The organism is bacterium, from assembly GCA_019695335.1.
GTDB lineage: Bacteria > CLD3 > CLD3 > SB21 > SB21 > JABWBZ01.
The window spans coordinates 1-19,468 of record JAIBAF010000068.1 but is presented as its reverse complement, the minus strand read 5'-3'; the positions used below and the strand labels follow the sequence as shown (position 1 = coordinate 19,468).

The following is a 19,468-nucleotide window of genomic DNA, read 5'->3' as shown; positions in this document are numbered from 1 at the left end:
GTCACTATGCGCACGTTCGACGTCGGTGGTGATAAAATTCCACTCGAAATTCTAAGCTCACGCGGCTACGTTCACGAAGATAATCCTTTCTTAGGATGGCGAGCAATTCGGATCGGCCTTGAATGCCGTGATTTTTTTGAGCCGCAATTGCGGGCGATTTTACGCATCTCAGCCTCGTTTCATGTTGAAATCATGCTACCGATGATTGTTTCGCTTGACGAAATTCGCCTGTCAAAAAAAATCATAGAACAATGCAAAAAGGAATTGAAACAAGAAAAAATTCCGTTCAATGACGCCATTAAAGTTGGAGTGATGGTTGAAACACCGGCAGCGGCGATGATGGCTGATGAATTGGCCAAAGAAGTCGATTTTTTCAGCATCGGCACTAATGATCTCGTGCAATACACGCTTGCAGCCGATCGCGGCAATCCTAAGGTTGCACCTTTGTACAGTTGTTTTCACCCGGCGGTACTTCGCTTAATTCATCATACGATTGAATCCGCTCACAAACATGGTATCCCAGTCGCCATGTGCGGCGAAATGGCCAGTAATCCTTATGCGATTATTCTGCTCCTGGGTATGGGATTGGATGAATTCAGTGCATTACCGCCAATGTTGCCAAAAATTAAAAAACTCATCCGAAGCATCCAATTCAATGAAGCCAAAAAATTTGCCGAAAAAATTCTTATGATGAACAATACTATCGAAATCGAAAAAGCAGTTGCTGAAGAAACGAAGAAAATTTTAGGCGTTACCTGATATTCACTGAAAGAATCAGCCATGGGCAAAGTTCGTGTATTAATTGCCGACGATTCTCCGACGGCGTTGGATATTATTGACACGATTTTGTGCTCCGATCCGGACATCGAAGTTGTCGGCAAAGCGCGCAACGGCCGTGAAGTTATTCAGATGGCCGAAACCTTGCGCCCAGATGTGATTACGCTCGACATTAATATGCCCGTGATGAACGGACTCGATGCGATACGGCATATCATGGCTTATCGGCCAACGCCCATTCTCGTTATTACATCCAGCACTGATGCTAACATCGCTTTTCAATCTCTTTCCGTCGGCGCATTAGAAGTTCTGGAAAAACCGGAACTCGAAGAAAGTTATACTTCGAAAAAATACGAAGAGTTCACACGCAAGATCAAATTGATCGCCCGCGTCAAAGTGGTTACGCACATTTCGGGGCGAACACCGAGAAAAAAAACACCGAGCCGCAAACCTGTTTTGCAAAAAATTATCGGTATCGTTTGTTCAACCGGCGGTCCACGAGCGCTGGCAGCGATATTCGGGCGATTACCCAAAAACCTTTCCGCTCCGATCCTGGTCGTGCAGCATATTTCGGAGGGCTTTACATCCGGCTTGGTGGAGTGGCTGCAGGATGTATCGCCGCTCAAAGTCAAAATTGCAGAAACAGACGAGCCTGTTGAAAAAGGCGTCGTCTATGTCGCGGATTCAGGAAAGCACCTAGCGATTACGCGGGATTATGTGATCGATCTCAGCGACACCGAGCCTTCGAATGGTCAAAAACCTTCCGGCGATATTTTGTTTGAATCAATGGCAAGAAGTTCGGGCGCCAATTCGATCGGGGTCATTTTAACCGGCATGGGCCGGGATGGCGCCGACGGACTGAAAGAGATCCGTAACGCCGGCGGCAAAACAATCGCTCAAAATGAGGCCACCTCGCTCATTTTTGGAATGCCCAAAGCGGCCATTGAATTAGATGCCGCCGAATGGGTACTACCGCTGGATCAAATTGCCGATGAAATTGTGCGCCTCGCAGGCATCGATGAAATTTTTTTTAATGAATAACTATGATCGCTGACTTCGATAAAACTATGTACGATGCGTTCCGCAAAACTATACACGATTTTTGCGGAATTTATCTTGCCGACGACGCCTACGGCGAATTTACGCAAAAGGTGCGCGATCGTATGCTCCAGCTTGGTCTGGACAATGATTATGCCCGTTATCACAACATGCTCGGATCGCGTTCAGATAATGATGAATTGAGAAAATTGGTTGAACTTATTACCAATAATGAAACATACTTTTTCCGCGAACCGTCGCATTTTCGGATTTTGAAAATGCAGCTGATACCGGAAATCCTGAAACACAAACGCGAAAAAAAAATAAAAATCTGGAGCGCCGGCTGTTCGTCGGGTGAAGAAGCCTATTCCATCGCCATCACATTGCATGAAGCGCGACTGATCTATGGCGATTTCGACGCACAGGTGATTGCAACCGATATCGACCGGGCTGCGCTCAGCTACGGACGGAAAGGCCATTATAATAAAAATGCTTTCCGTTCGGTCGATGTATATTATCTCAATTCTTACTTCAGAAATCCCGGAGTTGCGGATAAAACGTATCGCATCATTGACGAACGTATTCGTAAAATGGTTTTATTCGAATATGTCAATCTCTTCCAGGAAGACTATGGCGAATTGATTCGCGATTTTGATATTATTTTCTTCCGAAACGTGTCGATTTATTTTTCAAAAGACAAAATCCGCGAAATTAATAAACGGCTTGCACATACTTTGGCGGAAAATGGTTTTTTATTTGTAAGTTCTTCTGAAACGCTTCATCATAATTTCGGACATCTGAAATTGGTTGAAAAAGACGGCGTTTTTTTATATCAATTAAAGCCGTCGACGCCGGCAACGGACACGCAGCCGATTGCAACTAAAACCATCGAAGCCCTCATCAAGCAACCGGCGCGTAAATTCCAGGCACAAGTATCCGAAGTGCCGATAGAAATCAAGCCCGTTCAATTTGAACAAATATTCAAAATGTTCAAGAACGGTAATTACGATGAAGCCTTGTCGCATTTGGAAGACAATTTACGGCATGCCGGACAAACCATCCCGTTGTTGGCTTTGAAGGCACATATTTTGATTGGTAAAGAATATTTTGACAAAGCTACCGACGTTTGCCGCCAAATGATTGCAACTGATCCGGTAGAAGCCGAAAGTTATTTTTTACTCGGATTAATTCACATGTATCAACACGAACTGGCTCGCGCCGAAGAGCATTTCAGAAAAGCCATTTTTTTGAAAAATGATTTTTCACTGGCCCATTTTCATTTGGCGTCCGTTTTGTGGAATACGGGTTACAAAGACGATGCGCGCCGAGAGTATCGCAACGCCGTTCGTATTCTAGAAAATCGTGCGGATGCCTCGCTTTCATTTATTGCTCTGGCCTATTCGTCGGAGTATCTTATCAATGCCTGTAAACAATATCTGAAATAACCTATGAAATTCGATCGTTCAACCTTCATTCAAAAATTTGTTCTCGAGACGCGGGATAATCTCCAGCGGCTCAATGATTGCGTCCTGCGCCTTGAAAAATCTCCGTCGGATCACGAAGCCTTGGATACAATGTTGCGTACTATTCATACGATCAAAGGTTCGGCCAAAATGCTGAATTTTCAGACTATCAGTACTCTGGCTCATGATTTCGAAGACGCGGCTTATGCTATGAGCAAACGCAAACAGGAATTTTCAAGCGCAGTCATTGATATTTTTCTCCAAACTTTCGATCGCCTCAACTCCCTAGTCGAGGATGTATTAAACGACAAAGAAGCCGGTGCAGACATTTCTGAAATCCAACAAAAATTAATTGCATTAGCGCAGAATCAACCCGTTGACTCGGTCAAAAAAACAATCAAAACCGAAGCCCCGAAAGAACAGGCCAAATCAGCCATCAACAAAGCATCGTTTGTAACCAAATTTGCAGACGAAGCAAAAGAACATGTGCAATCTATCCGGCAGGAATTTGAAACAATTAAAAAAACTCCGGATCATACCGAAGCGCTGCAAGCAGCTCTCCGTGCTGCACATACACTCAAAGGGTCGGCGCGCATGCTCAAATTTGAAACGTTAAGCGCTATCGCATTACGGATTGAAAATATTCTCGCTGCATTTCAGAATAAAAAAATCGCTCTCACACCGTTGATCAAAACTGCTGTCGAAGAGACGCTCAAATTATTAGCAGGGTTATCGGAACAGGTCCGTTCTACCGGCAGCGATCATTTTGCCAATACGGCCGTATTGGATGCTTTGGATAGCGTTGCGCGTAATACCAAAATGGATTCTGAAACATTGGTTCAACTTTTCGCCAATAAAGAGATCAAACCGGCCGCCCTAACTTCAAGCGAAACGGATGATTCCGGAGTTGCCGATCGCCTGGGAGAACGTTTGATACAGGCCGGCTTTTTATCACGCGAACAACTGATTCATGCTAATCAAACCACCGACACGTCCGTTCCACTCGGTGAGCGTCTGATTGCTCTCGGGTATCTTACGCGCGAGCAATTGCATTTAATGCTCAAAGAACAAAAAACATCCCGCGAATTGCTCGGTCACGCCCAGATTACAACAACGGAAGTCGATTTGCCCGCCTCGCCAAAAGAGGACCGTCGTACGGACGTCGATCAAACTATCCGGATCCGCATCGATAAACTTGACGCACTTATTCGTGCAACGGGCGAACTGATCACATCACAAATGCGTAATAGCGATCATTTAAAAAATTTGCGCCAGGCCTACATTACTTTAAAACATTTTATTAAAAAAATCGAAACCGGTTATGTCCCTGCTTATCGCAATGAAAATTTTTCATTAGAACATTCTTCGTTTACGGCGTGGAGCCACGATATCATTGAAGAAGGTATTTTCGCTTTGGTACAAATGGAGGCTTTGTGGAAAGATGGCCGTGAAAATGCCGCCACGCTCGAAACATTGGTTAATGAAGTTCAGCAAAACGTTATGGGTATGCGTATGGTTCCGCTTAGTACCATTTTTGACGCCTACCCTCGTGCCGTTCGTGACCTCGCAAAAAACCTTGGAAAAAAATTACAGTTCAGCCTTAACGGGAGGGAAACTGAGCTCGACAGGAAAATGGTTGAGAAACTCAACGAACCGCTTATTCACCTGATCCGAAATGCCATCGACCATGGTATCGAAACACCTGAAGAACGCTCACAATCAGGTAAGCCCGTCGAAGGCTCACTTTCCATTGCCGCATATAACGAAGGCAATACGATTCTGATCGAAGTGCAGGATGATGGGCGGGGTATCGACATTGAAAAAATCAAAGAAAAAGCGATTAAGAAAAGTTTAATTTCCGGTAAAGACGACATTAGCCGGTTTTCAGAAAACGATTTGATCAATTTTATTTTTATGCCGGGATTCAGCACCAGCGATTTTATTACTGATATTTCCGGACGCGGCTATGGAATGGATATCGTCAAACAGTGCATCGAATCGCTGAAAGGATATATCACTGTCGAAACCAAAAAGAATGTTGGATCTAAATTCAGTATCCATTTACCGCTGACGTTGACATCGTTGCGTGCGCTTTTTGTTCAGGCTGGAAAACATAAATTTGCTTTCCCATTATCGTCGATAACTGAAACCATCAAAATCAAACGCAGCGATATCATCGAAGTTATAGAAAAAAACGCGATTCGCGTGCGTAATCAATTGATACCCATTTTGGTTTTAACGGATATTTTGAACGTTCCGAGTGACGGCGCTAACAAACAGGAAGAAGCATTTGTGATCATCGCCCATGCCAGCGGCGAACGGGCAGGCTTTATCGTGGATGACATTATTGATGAACGCGATATTATTGTGAAATCACTTCCCGATCATTTTATGCGTGTTCAAAATATTTCATCCGCAGCCATTGCAACCAATAACGAAATCGTGCTCGTACTGCATGTTCCCGATTTAATCGCTTCGACCAAAGATTTTTCGATTCGAGAAAAGCCCAAAACTCAAAAAAAATCGACCCAATCAATTCTTGTGGTGGACGACTCCTTAAATACGCGCGAAGTCGAAAAAACCATTTTGCAAGCTTATGGATATGAAGTCGACACGGCCAAAGACGGGCTCGATGCTTTTGAAAAAATAAGACAAAAACATTTTGATCTGGTTGTTACGGATTTGGAAATGCCTTTGATGGACGGATTTACCCTGACGTCCAAAATTAAAAATGATAAAAACTATCAGCATATTCCGGTCATTATCGTCACTTCTCGTGATTCGTCCGACGACAAGCGTCGTGGAATCGACGTAGGAGCCAATGCCTATATCGTTAAAGGATCGTTCGATCAAACTAATCTCATTGACACGGTGGAAAGCCTGATTGGATAAACCTATGAACCAATTACAATCTTTGCGTCCGGTTGCATTTTGGATTATCTGGAAACCTTATTTTTATTCAATAGCTACAGGCATTATTTTCTCTTTAATTGCCAGCCTATATATTCAAAACAACCTTGTAATGACACCGGGGGAAAATTTTTATCGCCAACTGGTACTATGGGTCGACGTTGGCATTATTATGGCGGTCGGAGCTTTGACTCATATTCTATTACTTAAAAAAACATCCTTATTTTTCTTTTCAAAGGACGATAACTCGACGGACGTCGCAACGCCTGCGCTACTACAAGAAATTGCGACTGAAATTGTAAACTACCCAGTAAAGTTTTGTGCGTACGGCCTGATCGGATCGATTTATAGCACGGTGTTGTTTACCGCTTTGACCGTCACGATTCCTTTCATTCTCCATTCCATGTCATGGTATGATTACCTTTCGCATGTGTTGATGGCCATCAGCGTTTTCGTCTGGCCTCTGGCTTTGTTACAATTTTTTGTTTTAGAAAATTTAATGATATCACTCGCGGCCCGCGTTTCCGATATGCCCCTCGAACCGTTGTCAGTAGTTCCAATCAACTTCCGAATGAAATTATTTGCAATCGTATTTATCCCTTTGACATCGGTTTGTACATTATTGATCACCATTATATTACGATACCGCGAATCAAGCGTTTTTACGATTCAATCGGATGTCTACTGGCTTTTAGCCGGAACGTTTTTGTACGCGTTGGTGCTTGTTTGGTTGTTTAGTCGTTCAACTCTGCGTCCGGTTCGCCATATGCAGGCTTATTTATCGGACGAGCATGTGCCTGAAGTTCTGCGTGTTACGACGGATGAGATCGCTTCGTTAAGCAATCATTTTCAATATTACCATTTGCGCCTGAAAAGCTTAACCGTACAACTGCGTGAATGGAGCGAAGCTATTCTTAGAGAATCAAAAGAGATTTCCAACACTTCCAAATATCAACATGTCTCTTCCTCCAATCAGGCGTCAGCCATAGCGCAAATAACGACGACATTGGAGGAGTTGGTGCATTCCGTCAATCAAATTTCTGAAGATATTTTGCGCGTCAATAAGGCTATGCAAAACGGTTTTGCGCAAGTCAGCCGAGGAAAAGAATTCATCGATAAAACATTAAACTGCATTGAGCAAATTCACAGTGAAGCGACTTTGGGATCACAACGCGCGATGGATCTAAGCCTGCGCATGTCACAAATTGAAGAAGTCATGAAGATCATCAATTACATCACCGATCACACCAAAATTCTAGCTTTTAATGCGGCCATTGAAACGGCAGCAGCCGGCGAACTGGGCGAGCGGTTTGGCGTCGTAGCTACTGAAATTCGTCAACTGGCGCAAAATATCTCCAACTCAACCGAGGAAATTAAAAGAATTATTACGGATGTACGTAAGGCAACGCATATTTCCGTACTCGCAACGGAAAAAGAGCTCAAACTGGTACAACATGGAAAGCAATCAGCAGCCGATGCACAAGACACATTCAATTATATCTATGAAATGGTAAAACAAACTTTTGAATCCATCGAACACATTACACGCGCCATTGAACAGCAGAAAACAGCACACGAACAGGTTTTTTTCAGTATCAAAGAAATTGACAATAGCGCCAAAGAACAATTGGCTCAAAGTGAAAATGCAGTTGAACCAACGGAAAATTTACAAAAATTTTCTGATGCCATTCGTAATGTGCTTAATTAAAGGAGTTGACATTTGAATTACCGCATTCCTACCGGAACCAAGGATATTCTTCCATCCGAAATTTACAAATGGCACTTTGTTGAAACTAAGATCCGTGACATCATGCGACGGTTTAATTATACAGAAATCCGTACGCCCATGTTTGAGTATACCGAATTATTTTCGCGCAGTATTGGCGAAAGCACGGACGTGGTCGGCAAAGAAATGTATACTTTTTCGGATAAGGGCAACGAAAGTTTAACATTGCGGCCGGAAATGACGGCATCAGTCATGCGCGCATTCATTGAAAACAGTTTGGGAGAGCAACAATCACTGAACAAAGTCTATTACATCGGACCGATGTTTCGTCAGGAACGTCCGCAAAAAGGACGCTTACGTCAATTCCATCAATTTGGAGTCGAATCGATTGGCAGCCAAGCGCCTGAAAATGATGTTGAAACAATGGCGATCGCGCTATCAATTTATGAAGAATTAGGGATCAAAAATTTAAATTTTAAAATTAATAGCGTGGGTTGTCCGGTTTGCCGTCCCCGTTATCGCGAAGCGCTTGTAGCATTTCTGGAAAAGGTGAAACACGATCTTTCTCCCGAAAGTCAGAAACGACTTACTACTAATCCGATGCGAATCTTGGATTCAAAAAACGAGAAAGATGCACAATTAACAGCTAGCGCGCCGTTGATTAATTCATATCTATGCGAAGAATGCTCGGCGCATTTCAATCGCGTTCAGTCGATGTTAAAAACGCTTGATATCATATTTGAGATTGATGGGCGATTGGTTCGCGGACTGGATTATTACACGAAGACGGCTTATGAAATTCAAAGCGAAAACCTTGGTTCACAAAATGCATTAGGCGGCGGCGGGCGATACGATCTTCTTTGCGAAAGCCTGGGCGGAAAACCTACGCCGGCTGTGGGATTCGCAGCAGGCATCGAACGTCTGATCATTGTGATGGAAGCCGAAAAACTTTCTTTCGGTGAGGTTCCTAAGCCTGATGTATATTTCGTGGTTTTAGGCGAAATGGCATTAAAGGCCGTCCTTCCCCTTGCTCGTCAACTCCGTCACTCCTCTTTTTCGTGCGAAATAGGACAGAATGACCGAAGCCTAAAAGCGCAAATGCGCGACGCCAATCGTCAGAATGTTCGATTCGCTGTAATCATTGGAGACAATGAAGTGACGGCCAATCAATACATAGTTAAGAATATGTCGACCGGAAGCCAACTCAGTTTGTCGCCTGACGAACTTTTCAAGGAACTGAGTAAATAATAATTATCTCAATTTTTCAAGATTGATAGTAATGAGTTGTGCTACGCCGGCATTAAAATTTTGCATATTAATAACCGTGTTAGTCGGATCGGTTACTCGAACAAAATATACCAACGGAAATATTGCAAACGGTTCTTCTGGATCATTATCGGGTTCTGGTTCAATTGAAACAACTATATCCCAAAAATCTTTCTCACCCGTTATGGGATTGATAGCAATTTCATGATTGATCGCAATCGGAAATTTAAAGGCTTCTTTATACGCATTTGTATCGATACCTAACGGCAATTGCCTGCCTTGTACATCCGCATTCCATTTATCAAAAACTAAGTCTTCCCCAGGAAATAAGGGAATGGCCGCTCCACCACCGTTTGGTCCTGCTCCATTTATGTCATTGCCAGCCGCTTGAGTAAAAGCTCCAGTGCTGATACACACCGTTTCGGTACGGGTAGCAACCCATGCTTCATAGTGAAAACCGGAAGGTAAAGATGGTAATTTGAGCCCTGCACCTTGAACTCCATTGCCAAATGGCATATCCACAAACCATACACCGCTTGCATCATTGTTATCAAGACTGTCTGAAGGCGTAGCCAGAACAAACTTACCTGATATTAACGTAGGATCATCCAATTGCATATCAAAAGCATACTGGCCACTGAGCTCCAAAAAAGCAATACCGTTAATAAAATTACCGCTCATAAAAATGCGATTGGGCTGCAAAGGATCAGAATCGTTTTGAAGCTCTATCGAAACCGCAGCTGCACTTGCTTCGGATATATCGCGTTCCGGTAATTTAAGCTGAGCCGCTTTCCCATCAAGAAACGGCTTGTTAGTACTCTCAACATTATCAAAACGTAGAATACTTTCCCATTCGATGCCTCCACCTGCTTTTGGAAAACCCAACCACATTTCATAAAAGCCTTGTCCATCTCGCAGTTCTCTCGGTGATCTATCAAAATAGATTCCGCTAAAAAAGCCTGAATCATCTTTAGAACAGCCAACAAAGACTAATGTCAAGAAAGCAATATAACATCTAAGGGTATGAAAACTCATCCTCATAATATACCTGTACTAAAGTGAATGAATAAATTCGATAAGTTTTACCTGATCATCCTTCGGTAAATTTTTATAAACATTCTTTATAGCTTCAGCTTCGCCGCCATGTAAAATGATTGCTTCATCTATACTGAGAGCTCTTCCGTCATGCAGAAATTCTTTGAAAAATCTCATTCCACGTAAAACAGGAGTTTTCCATTCTTGCGGCAATGCATCGCCATCTAAAGTGCCGTCTGTCAAACCAGGTCCCATATCATGAATTAAAAAATCAGAATAAAAATATACTTCTTTATAGGCGACAGCTTCAATGTCGCTGTCGCCAGTTATCATTTTTGGTACGTGGCATTTCTGGCATCCAATCGTATTAAATAAATTTTTTCCCTCCATAATATTTTGAGTTTCCAGAAGCATTGACGGAAATTCACTCATCCGTATAAATTTTTCAACTTTGTCAACTATATCATCTTTAACGTCAGTGCCATTTCTGCCATCTTTCGCCTTTGGAGCATTAGGATTAACTAATTCGTACGGTCTCATTGACGTAGTCATTCCTAAATCATTGAGAAAAGCTGCTGAAGCAAAATCTTTAATTCGTGACATCTGCGCCTTTAAGCCATGCCGACCTAATTCCGGATGTGTCGGCGCCCCAACAAATCCCATGACAATATAATTGGGCCGCCCAGAAATACCGTCACCGTTCAAATCATTGGGATCGGCATTAGCTACAATCGTTTCTTCGGGAATAGCTTGAATATATCCTCGTCCAAATATTGCTGGTGCTACCCTAAATTCAACAAATTGGGCTTCGGGCGGAACTGTTTCAGGTATCACATTATTCATTGCACTTCGAAATTGAAGTGTCGGTCCTCCAAAACGAATCATGGGATCAAAAGTACCCTCGACTGTACGTCCTATCCTCAAAACTTTCCCTGGTCCTCGCCCCGCACCTTCATGGCATTTTCCACATGCATCTTCTGCAAAAAATGGCCCCAACCCTTCGGCCAATGTAAAGGATCTGAAGAAAAAATCTCTGCCTTCGTGATAAATATTTTGTTCATTGGATGATAAGCCACCAACCATGATTTCTGATTCAGTAGGATCTGCTATAACGTTCTCAGTGGTATCAGAATCACAACCGCTAACGACAAGAAAAATTGTTAATGAAAAAAAATAAACCGATGCGATAAGAGTTTTCATCTCATTTCCTTTCAAAAAACTTATCGTCAAGAATGAACCCGCTTAGAAATGTAGAAATATCAAAGAGATACCATCTATATTAAGTTGAAGTATAAAAAAAAGCAAGACTTAATTTCTAATCACATCCAAAAAGCATTTTCAATATGGTTGATCTCTTCCCGGTCAGAATAAAGTCTGACAGCAATCAAGTCAAAACGGCAATCTACATTTGAGATTCCGTTCTTCCATAGAAAATGATTAGCACATTGCCTCATAAATTTTTGTTTTTTGGGCGTAAGCCATGACTCAGGCTCACCAAACTTAGAAATTGATTGATAAGTCAAATCAGACGTTTTCACCTCAGCAAAAATAATCATTCCGTCGCTTTTCGCTACAATATCCAGTTCACCGTTTCGGAATTTATATTTTTTAGCTAAAATCTCGTACTGTTTGGATTCAAGATATTTGACCGCAACGTCTTCGCCACGGTCTCCGATTTTCTTCGAATAATTCGTATCGTTGTTCATAGTTCATATAAAATTTTGCAAGCCTGATCTTCCAGTTGTTTCACACTTTCATAATATTCTTTTGGAAAATCGTTGGTCAAAATGGCAAAGGCAATTCGATCGCCATTTTTTGATTCAATAAATCCACTCAACGTACTCACGCCCCACAAATAACCGATTTTCAGGCGGCTGGCTTCTGCCGGACCACCGTTTTTTTTGAATCTTTTTCTTTCCGTCCCGTCTACGCCGGCAATGCTCAATGAAGACATATATTCCGAAGACCATTGTGAGTTGTACATGTACTCAAGCAGCCGCACGATTGCGGATGCAGTCATTTTATTGCGCGCATCCAGACCGGAACCGTCGACCATTATAATCTCATTGTCGCTGATGCCAACCTTGCTTATGAACGGCTTAATGGCCCGAATACCTTTTTCATCATTTCCCGGTTCACCAAATTCCTCCGCGCCCATGATCATCAATAGCTGGCCGGCAACATAGTTGTTGCTCCATTTGTTAACACCAGAAATGATGTACGATAAATCATAAGAAGACAAATCATACAAAGGTACTGCATCCATCGGCACGCGGCCATTACGAATTTTTCCTTGTACCGAAATTCCAAATTGCTTTAATGTTTCCTGGATAACGGTTGCGGTATATCGCGTTGGGTCATCCACACGTTTATATATTTCCAATTCCTTTTCGTCAATCCCGATAACGCCATAAACGCTTATGGTCATCGAAGTTTTATTGAATTGAATCGATACTTTATAATTGTCAATGGTTGTAGAATTGGAATCGCCGGTTTTGGCGTTGTTGACTATAGTAAACAAATTAGAAATAGGTTCTACAAAAACCTGTGCGGAGTCACCTGATTTTTTGCCGGGCCGAACAAATACCGTAACCGTATTGAAATTAAAACCCAACGCACCACCAATGGCTGAATAAGCACGATCATTGGTCTCGGCATTGGGTGAATCGCTCAAAAAACTGTCATCAGCGATGATGTCACCGGTGATCGATGTCCAACCCGCCGCTTTAAGGTGATAAATAAACTTCAGTAGTTTTTCCGTTACTAAATACGGATCACCAAAACCTTTGACAAATAAATTTCCCTTCAAGACGCCATTTTCTAACTTTCCGTCGGAATAAAAACCGGTTCTAAACTGACGATTAGTTCCCCATTTATCTAAGGCCGCTGCCGTTGTGACCAATTTCATACACGAGGCTGTACTCAACAATTTCGTTTCATTGTACTGGTGAAGCACTTGCCCTGATTTCAGCGATTTCGCATAAAATCCAACCGAGGATTCTTTGAAAAGTTTTTGCGAGAAAATCATCTCCATCTTTTTTCTCAGAGAATCCAATTTGGCCGAAGAATATGAAACTGGTTGCGCAGTAACCGGCCGTAATAAACCAAAAAAAAGGAATAAGATCGAAATCCTATTCCCGATTGACTTCCATGTCATAATTTTTTTATTCCAATTTAAAAATCGTATTTGAATCCTCTTCATGTCGGATTTCATCGACAGGTTCTTTGCGTCCTTTCCCGGCATACAGACGGTTCGGGCAATTAATGACGATACCGTGTTTACCACCAATATTCTTATAGGCGTGAACGACGCCGGGCGGAATGACGATGAATTTGGGATTATCTTCCCCAACGAACAGAACCATTTTATGATTAAACGTAGGCGATTGGGGGCGATTGTCCCACATCCATACTTTGAAATTAGACGGTCCTACAAAACAGAATAAATCGGCTTGTTCTTTATGTTCGTGCGGGCCACGTGCAACATCGGGCAAGCTTTGAGATACATAGGCCATTGCCGGAAAAAATTCCTCATGGAGCTCATCATTCCTAAAAAGTTCCAAAAGCCAGCCCCGATCATCAATCCATTTCTTAATATCTTTAACGATAACGCCGTCAACAGTGCCTTTTTTAAACATGACCTTCCTATTGTTTTTTGTCTTTTGGAATGACTTGATATACGCGTTCGCCTTCACGTACCATACCGTATTTTTCACGAGCAACTTTTTCGATATGTTTCAAATCGGATTTTAATTTTTCACGTTCCTGCAGTAATGCGGTTTGTTCTTGTTTCAATTTTTCAATCGATTGTACCAAGGCCGATCGCTGATTGTTTATTTTCATGATTTGGTATAGTCCGTAATTACCACCAATAACGGTTAACGAAGCTATGACTGCCACCGCCCATAAAACAATTTTGCGGCGTTTCTTTTTTTTCAGCAGCAACGCTTCGTCACGCAAAAGACTTTCGGCATCCATGGTCATGATCGTTTCCTTTAAATTTTAAACGCACGCCGTCCTAGATACACGGCGCTGGCGCCTAAATGTTCTTCAATACGAAGCAATTGATTGTATTTGGCGATGCGATCGGTGCGCGAAGCCGAACCGGTTTTAATTTGCCCGCAATTGAGCGCGACGGCTATATCGGCAATGGTCGTATCTTCGCTTTCGCCTGAACGGTGGCTAATCACAGCCGTATAGCCGGCTTTGTGCGCCATGTGCACGGCATCAATAGTTTCTGTCAAAGTCCCGATCTGATTAACTTTTACCAAAATAGAATTCGCAACACCTTGGCTAATTCCTTTGGATAAAAACTTCGGATTAGTTACAAATAAGTCATCACCGACCAATTGTACTTTATCGCCAATTGCATCCGTCAACATTTTCCAACCTTTCCAATCGTTTTCTGCCATGCCGTCTTCGATTGAAATGATAGGATATTGCCGCACCCAGTTTTCGTAAAATTTAACCATTTGTTCGGATGATTTTTTCGATCCGTCCGATTTTTTTAAAACATATTTACTGCCGTCAAAGAATTCACTCGATGCGGGGTCGAGTGCAATCATTACTTCCTTCCCCGATTTATAACCGGCGGCATGAATGGCTTCTAAAATTACTTCCAACGCTTCGTCATTCGATTTTAAATTAGGAGCGAATCCACCTTCATCACCGACGGCTGTGTTATATTTTTTGGATTTCAAAACGGTTTTCAAATGATGGAAAATTTCGGCTCCCATACGCAATCCTTCTGAAAAGCTTGAGGCACCGACAGGCATGACCATAAATTCCTGGAAATCGACATTATTATCGGCATGCGCACCGCCATTGATAATATTCATCATTGGCACAGGCAGAGTTCGCGCTTGAATACCGCCAATATAACGGTACAGCGCGATGCCGAGCTCAACGGCCATCGCCCGTGCTACGGCCAAACTAACTCCTAAAATGGCATTAGCTCCTAATTTCCCTTTGTTCGGCGTTCCGTCAAGCGCGATCATTGTGTGATCGATTACTGCTTGTTCGGCGGCTTCCATATGAACTAGTTTTTTGGCAAGTATAGTATTGACATTTTTAACGGCCTTTTGCACGCCTTTTCCGAGATAACGCAATTTATCCCCGTCGCGTAATTCTACTGCCTCATGTTCGCCGGTTGAAGCGCCGCTGGGAACGATAGCTCGTCCCATTGCGCCGCTTTCCAAAAATACCTCTACTTCAACCGTTGGATTGCCTCGGGAATCTAAAACTTCACGCGCATAAATTTGATGAATATGGCTCATGATTCTGCTCCGGATTATTTGGTTCGTTCCATATTGTATTGAATAAATTTCTTCAAACCGTCTTTCGCCGGTGAATCTTTGAAATGATTCAAACTGGCTACAGCTTGATTGGAATAGTCCTGCAATCTTTTCTTCGCGTAATCTAATCCTCCGTAATGTTGTGTAAACGCTATAATCGCATTAACGTCCGAACGGCTAACACTTTTTTTAATTTTCTTCAAAATGTGTTTGGATTCTTCGGGCTTTGCCTGTTTTAATGCATAAATCAAAGGCATAGTGATTTTCTGTTCTTTTAGATCGCGGCCTTTGGTTTTACCGATAACCGATTGTTCACCTTCAAAATCAAACAAATCGTCTTTGATCTGAAACGCCATACCGACATAATCGCCGAATTTCTTCAAAGCCTCACGATCAATTTCGGCACCAGTTGTTGTAATGGCGCCTAATTCGCAAGCAGCGGAAATGAGTGCGCCTGTTTTATCGTTAATAATTTGCAAATACGTCGGCTCGTCAATATCCAATTTCCGGCTCTTATCGATCTGGAGCAGTTCACCCTGACTGGCGCGCTTGGTGGCTTCGGATAACAACATCATGGCATCGAAACTTCTGATATCGACGATGCTGATCAATGCATTGGCGAGCAAATAATCGCCCATAAGGACAGCCATTTTATTTTTCCAAATCGCATTAATCGATGGCAAACCGCGCCGCATGTCGGATCCATCGACAACATCGTCATGCACCAACGTAGCCGTATGCACTAACTCAATCGTAATGGCCGCTCGATAGGATTTTTCATCCAGAGTTCCTCCGCACATTTTACTGCACATGAGAACCAACATCGGTCGTAAATTTTTTCCGCGTGAAGAGACGACGTATCGGGCGATCGTATCGACGATTTTAATATTGGATGTAAGACGTTCTTTAAATTTTTTTTTGAATACTTCTATTTCGTCTTCAATCGGTTCAAATATTTCCTTAATCGTCATTAAACCGGTTCCGTATTACTTGAAATTTCTCGCCGAAATGCTGTGGCAATGTAAGGTTTTGGCGTTTCCAAATCAAGAAATTAATCCCCATTTTACCGCTCCAAAAATCACTAAACATGGAAAAATCAAAAGAGCTGATTGAAAATCCAATCAGCTCTTTAAAATAATCACTTCAATTAATATCTATTGTTCTAATTCCAACTCATCCTCGCCTTTGAAATCTTCGATGAAACGTTCCTGGGCTTCCGTCATATCCGCGCCGAAACCACGAATAATTTCATCCGGCGATAAATTCAATTCCTGAAGGCAATACCGCAAGTAGTATTCATATTCCAGATCCGGATCGTCTTCCAACATGTTTTCGGCTTCCGATTCCGAACAATTATTCTCTCGAGCCACCCATTCGGATGCGGTTAATCTCGCCATACGTTTCTCCTTTGTTAATGTATTATCAATAATAATTGATTACTTGATCGGCAATCGAAGATCCTTCATAATCCTCATATTTGACAAGGGTTTATGGGCACTTCGATACTTAAAATCGTGCAATGATACTAAATTAAACATGCTTTGTCAAGTGATAAATCACCCGAAAAAAATGAAAATTTAATTTTTTCAGGACTTGTTCATCTTGGCGGTTTTAAGTATGTATATAAAGCCGTTTGTCTTGACTTCTTTATTTACAAAAAACCTTCGTAAATGGACTAATTTTTTTGAAAATTTTTCATAAGATATTCCTCAATCGAATCAGTTACCCTTGAGGCATTAAAATCTGCACAATCGCATATCCAGTCCGCCTGAAGATACCCTTGTTCACGCTGTTTAAATAAGAACTCTACCTCCCCGAATTGTAGAAGTGGCCGATGTTGCGCATCCTTTAAGCGGTCTGCGAGCAAAGGAAGTTCGGTTTTCAAATAAATCAAATAACCGGTAGATCGAACGTAATGTAGATTGCGCGGATTGATTAAACTTCCCCCTCCCAGCGCAATAATACATGCTTCTTTTTGTTGGGAACAGCGGTGAATAACATCCGATTCCAAACGGCGAAATTCTTTTTCACCGAATTGGTTGAAAATCTCGCTGATTGTTTTTCCGGATTCTGATTCAATCATCGCATCGGTATCGATGAAAAGTCGATTCATTTTTTGAGCCAACAACCTGCCGACAGTCGACTTACCGCTTCCCATGAAGCCGCAAAGATAAATTTTTTCTTTCATCGTTTTCTGCCAAAAACAGAATTAACCATCATAGCGCCAAGTACCAGCATCCCACCAATAACGGCCCAAAATCCCGGTACCTCCCCGGTTCCCAAAAATGTCCAGATCGGATTGCAGATCGGTTCCAAAAGCGTATAGATAGCAATCTCAACATTCGAAATATAGTGAACGCCTTTCGCAAAACAAAGATAACCGCAACCCAATTGAATAACGCCAAGAAAAAGTAATCCTAAAACATCATTACTGCCCAAATTAAATTCTTCACCTGCAATGCCTGCCAACGGTCCTCCAGAACTTGTCTGCATCAGTACGGTAATCGCTATGAATAAAACGACCACTGTCATCGCATTACCCAGCATAAGATGATATACGCCGCGAAGATCGCTGACCCTTTGATCAGTTGTGACATCACCGGCTTGCGCGTGTTCTTCCGACCGTTTGACTGATACCTGTAGCAGCGCAAAAGCCACACCCGACAACATCCCGATGATATTGCCGATCAAAGCAGTTGATTTTTCCTCGTCTGCAAAAAAGAGAGCCATTCCAACCAGGCACACTGCAACCGTAACTATTTCCAGAAAATATATCCGTTCTTTTAGAATAAAATACGAAACCAAAATGACCGTGACCGGCGATGTATATTGCAAAAAAACCGCATTAGCCGAAGTCGTCAGTTTATTGGCCATTACGAATAAAGAAACAGTAAATGTATAGCAGATCGCCGTAATCAATGCCCATTTGTTGAAATACATTGTAAAGGGAATTTTCCTGAACTTAATCTGAAAAAAAATGTAACCACCCAAAAAGATTCCTGCGATCAATGATCGAAACAACGCAATTTGAAGTGATGGCAATTGCACCCATTTGATCATAAGTCCTGCACTGCTCCAAAACAAAGCGGCCAGACAAATGAAAAATACGCCTTTGAAATAATCGTTTTTTAACATAAATAATTTGATTTTATATAAAATTTTTTGCTTTTTTGTCACAGGGTCTGACAATAAGCCATGAAATTTAATGACATTTTAGCACTCAGCATAAATGAGTGCTAAATCCACACTTATTTTTAAGTTTAAAACATTAATTTTAATTATCTTACATTATTTTAAAAAATTGGTGTACAGATTGCTAACTGCACATTCACTACTTGAATTTTTTTTTAAAAACTTCTTTTAACAACAATACTTCAACACAATAAACCATCGTTCAAAACAATCAGGAGGAAGTTAACATGAAACTGAAACCTTTAGGCGACAGAGTGATCGTTGAACCTATGGAAGCGGAAGAAAAAACTGCCAGCGGTCTGATCATTCCCGATTCAGCCAAAGAGAAACCTCAAGTCGGTAAAGTCGTGGCTGCAGGTCCCGGCAAAAAAGACGAACCTTTAACAGTCAAAGCTGGCGACATGGTTTTGTATGGCAAATATTCCGGTACGGAAGTATCGTATGACAACAAAAAATATTTGATCATGCATGAAGCCGATATTCTTGCCATTCAAGGTTGATAAAAATTTGACGAAAATAGCAAAATTAATCTAAAAAAACAGGAGAAATATCATCATGGCAGCTAAAGAAATCGTATTTGATGTCGACGCGCGTGCCAAGCTGAAAAAAGGGATCGACGTTTTGGCCAATGCGGTCAAAGTCACGCTCGGCCCCCAGGGACGCAACGTTTTGATCGATAAAAAATTCGGTGCGCCGACCGTTACCAAAGACGGCGTTACCGTAGCCAAAGAAATCGAACTCGAAGATCCGATTGAAAATATGGGCGC

At 42.1% G+C, this 19,468-nt stretch carries 19 protein-coding genes; 8 read left to right on the top strand and 11 right to left on the bottom strand.

What is annotated here, in order from left to right; all coding sequences use genetic code 11:
• The 6 genes from K1X84_14220 to hisS all read left to right on the top strand — a co-directional run.
• The coding region (locus K1X84_14220; GenBank protein ID MBX7152783.1) for a phosphoenolpyruvate--protein phosphotransferase at window positions 1-759 on the top strand (759 nt) is incomplete at its 5' end.
• Window positions 760-780: 21 nt separating this feature from the next.
• Entirely contained in the window at window positions 781-1,818 is a 1,038-nt protein-coding gene (locus tag K1X84_14215; protein MBX7152782.1) for a chemotaxis response regulator protein-glutamate methylesterase, read from the top strand.
• Window positions 1,819-1,820: 2 nt separating this feature from the next.
• Window positions 1,821-3,260, top strand: a complete 1,440-nt coding sequence (locus K1X84_14210) for a hypothetical protein (protein MBX7152781.1) — start codon at window positions 1,821-1,823, stop codon at window positions 3,258-3,260.
• Between the two features lie 3 nt (window positions 3,261-3,263).
• Window positions 3,264-6,170 (top strand): hybrid sensor histidine kinase/response regulator, encoded by a 2,907-nt coding sequence (locus tag K1X84_14205; GenBank protein ID MBX7152780.1) that lies wholly within the window; start codon window positions 3,264-3,266, stop codon window positions 6,168-6,170.
• A 4-nt stretch (window positions 6,171-6,174) separates the two neighbouring features.
• Window positions 6,175-7,896, top strand: coding sequence for a methyl-accepting chemotaxis protein (locus K1X84_14200; protein ID MBX7152779.1), 1,722 nt, complete (start codon window positions 6,175-6,177; stop codon window positions 7,894-7,896).
• Window positions 7,897-7,908: 12 nt separating this feature from the next.
• Window positions 7,909-9,162 (top strand): histidine--tRNA ligase, encoded by a 1,254-nt coding sequence (hisS, locus tag K1X84_14195; protein MBX7152778.1) that lies wholly within the window; start codon window positions 7,909-7,911, stop codon window positions 9,160-9,162.
• 3 nt (window positions 9,163-9,165) lie between these two features.
• Here hisS and K1X84_14190 read toward each other — a convergent pair whose 3' ends face one another.
• The 11 genes from K1X84_14190 to K1X84_14140 all read right to left on the bottom strand — a co-directional run bounded on the left by K1X84_14190 (window position 9,166) and on the right by K1X84_14140 (window position 18,644).
• Complete coding sequence (locus tag K1X84_14190) at window positions 9,166-10,215, bottom strand: hypothetical protein (GenBank protein MBX7152777.1); 1,050 nt, start codon at window positions 10,213-10,215, stop codon at window positions 9,166-9,168.
• An 18-nt stretch (window positions 10,216-10,233) separates the two neighbouring features.
• Window positions 10,234-11,415, bottom strand: coding sequence for a hypothetical protein (locus tag K1X84_14185; protein MBX7152776.1), 1,182 nt, complete (start codon window positions 11,413-11,415; stop codon window positions 10,234-10,236).
• Between the two features lie 119 nt (window positions 11,416-11,534).
• Window positions 11,535-11,921 (bottom strand): YraN family protein, encoded by a 387-nt coding sequence (locus tag K1X84_14180; protein ID MBX7152775.1) that lies wholly within the window; start codon window positions 11,919-11,921, stop codon window positions 11,535-11,537.
• Complete coding sequence (gene dacB, locus K1X84_14175; GenBank protein ID MBX7152774.1) at window positions 11,918-13,249, bottom strand: D-alanyl-D-alanine carboxypeptidase/D-alanyl-D-alanine-endopeptidase; 1,332 nt, start codon at window positions 13,247-13,249, stop codon at window positions 11,918-11,920. Before dacB ends, K1X84_14180 begins: the two co-directional genes overlap by 4 nt.
• Before the next feature lie 130 nt (window positions 13,250-13,379).
• Complete coding sequence (locus K1X84_14170) at window positions 13,380-13,853, bottom strand: dTDP-4-dehydrorhamnose 3,5-epimerase family protein (protein MBX7152773.1); 474 nt, start codon at window positions 13,851-13,853, stop codon at window positions 13,380-13,382.
• 7 nt (window positions 13,854-13,860) lie between these two features.
• On the bottom strand, window positions 13,861-14,199 hold the full coding sequence (locus K1X84_14165; GenBank protein MBX7152772.1) for a septum formation initiator family protein: 339 nt from the start codon (window positions 14,197-14,199) through the stop codon (window positions 13,861-13,863).
• An 11-nt stretch (window positions 14,200-14,210) separates the two neighbouring features.
• Window positions 14,211-15,491 carry a phosphopyruvate hydratase gene (gene eno / locus K1X84_14160; protein MBX7152771.1) on the bottom strand — a complete coding sequence of 427 codons (1,281 nt, stop codon included), beginning with the start codon at window positions 15,489-15,491 and terminating at the stop codon, window positions 14,211-14,213.
• Window positions 15,492-15,505: 14 nt separating this feature from the next.
• Window positions 15,506-16,480 (bottom strand): polyprenyl synthetase family protein, encoded by a 975-nt coding sequence (locus tag K1X84_14155; protein MBX7152770.1) that lies wholly within the window; start codon window positions 16,478-16,480, stop codon window positions 15,506-15,508.
• A gap of 183 nt (window positions 16,481-16,663) precedes the next feature.
• The gene (locus K1X84_14150; protein ID MBX7152769.1) at window positions 16,664-16,906 is read right to left on the bottom strand and encodes a hypothetical protein; all 243 of its coding nucleotides are present in this window, start codon (window positions 16,904-16,906) and stop codon (window positions 16,664-16,666) included.
• Between the two features lie 278 nt (window positions 16,907-17,184).
• A complete protein-coding gene (locus tag K1X84_14145; protein MBX7152768.1) occupies window positions 17,185-17,697 on the bottom strand; it encodes a shikimate kinase in 513 nt (170 codons plus the stop codon).
• Complete coding sequence (locus tag K1X84_14140; GenBank protein MBX7152767.1) at window positions 17,694-18,644, bottom strand: DMT family transporter; 951 nt, start codon at window positions 18,642-18,644, stop codon at window positions 17,694-17,696. Before K1X84_14140 ends, K1X84_14145 begins: the two co-directional genes overlap by 4 nt.
• 284 nt (window positions 18,645-18,928) lie before the next feature.
• Here K1X84_14140 and K1X84_14135 point away from each other — a divergent pair, with 284 nt between their 5' ends.
• Both K1X84_14135 and groEL read left to right on the top strand, forming a co-directional pair.
• Window positions 18,929-19,201 (top strand): co-chaperone GroES, encoded by a 273-nt coding sequence (locus K1X84_14135; GenBank protein ID MBX7152766.1) that lies wholly within the window; start codon window positions 18,929-18,931, stop codon window positions 19,199-19,201.
• 55 nt (window positions 19,202-19,256) lie between these two features.
• On the top strand, window positions 19,257-19,468 hold a 212-nt coding region (groEL, locus tag K1X84_14130; GenBank protein MBX7152765.1), incomplete at its 3' end, for a chaperonin GroEL.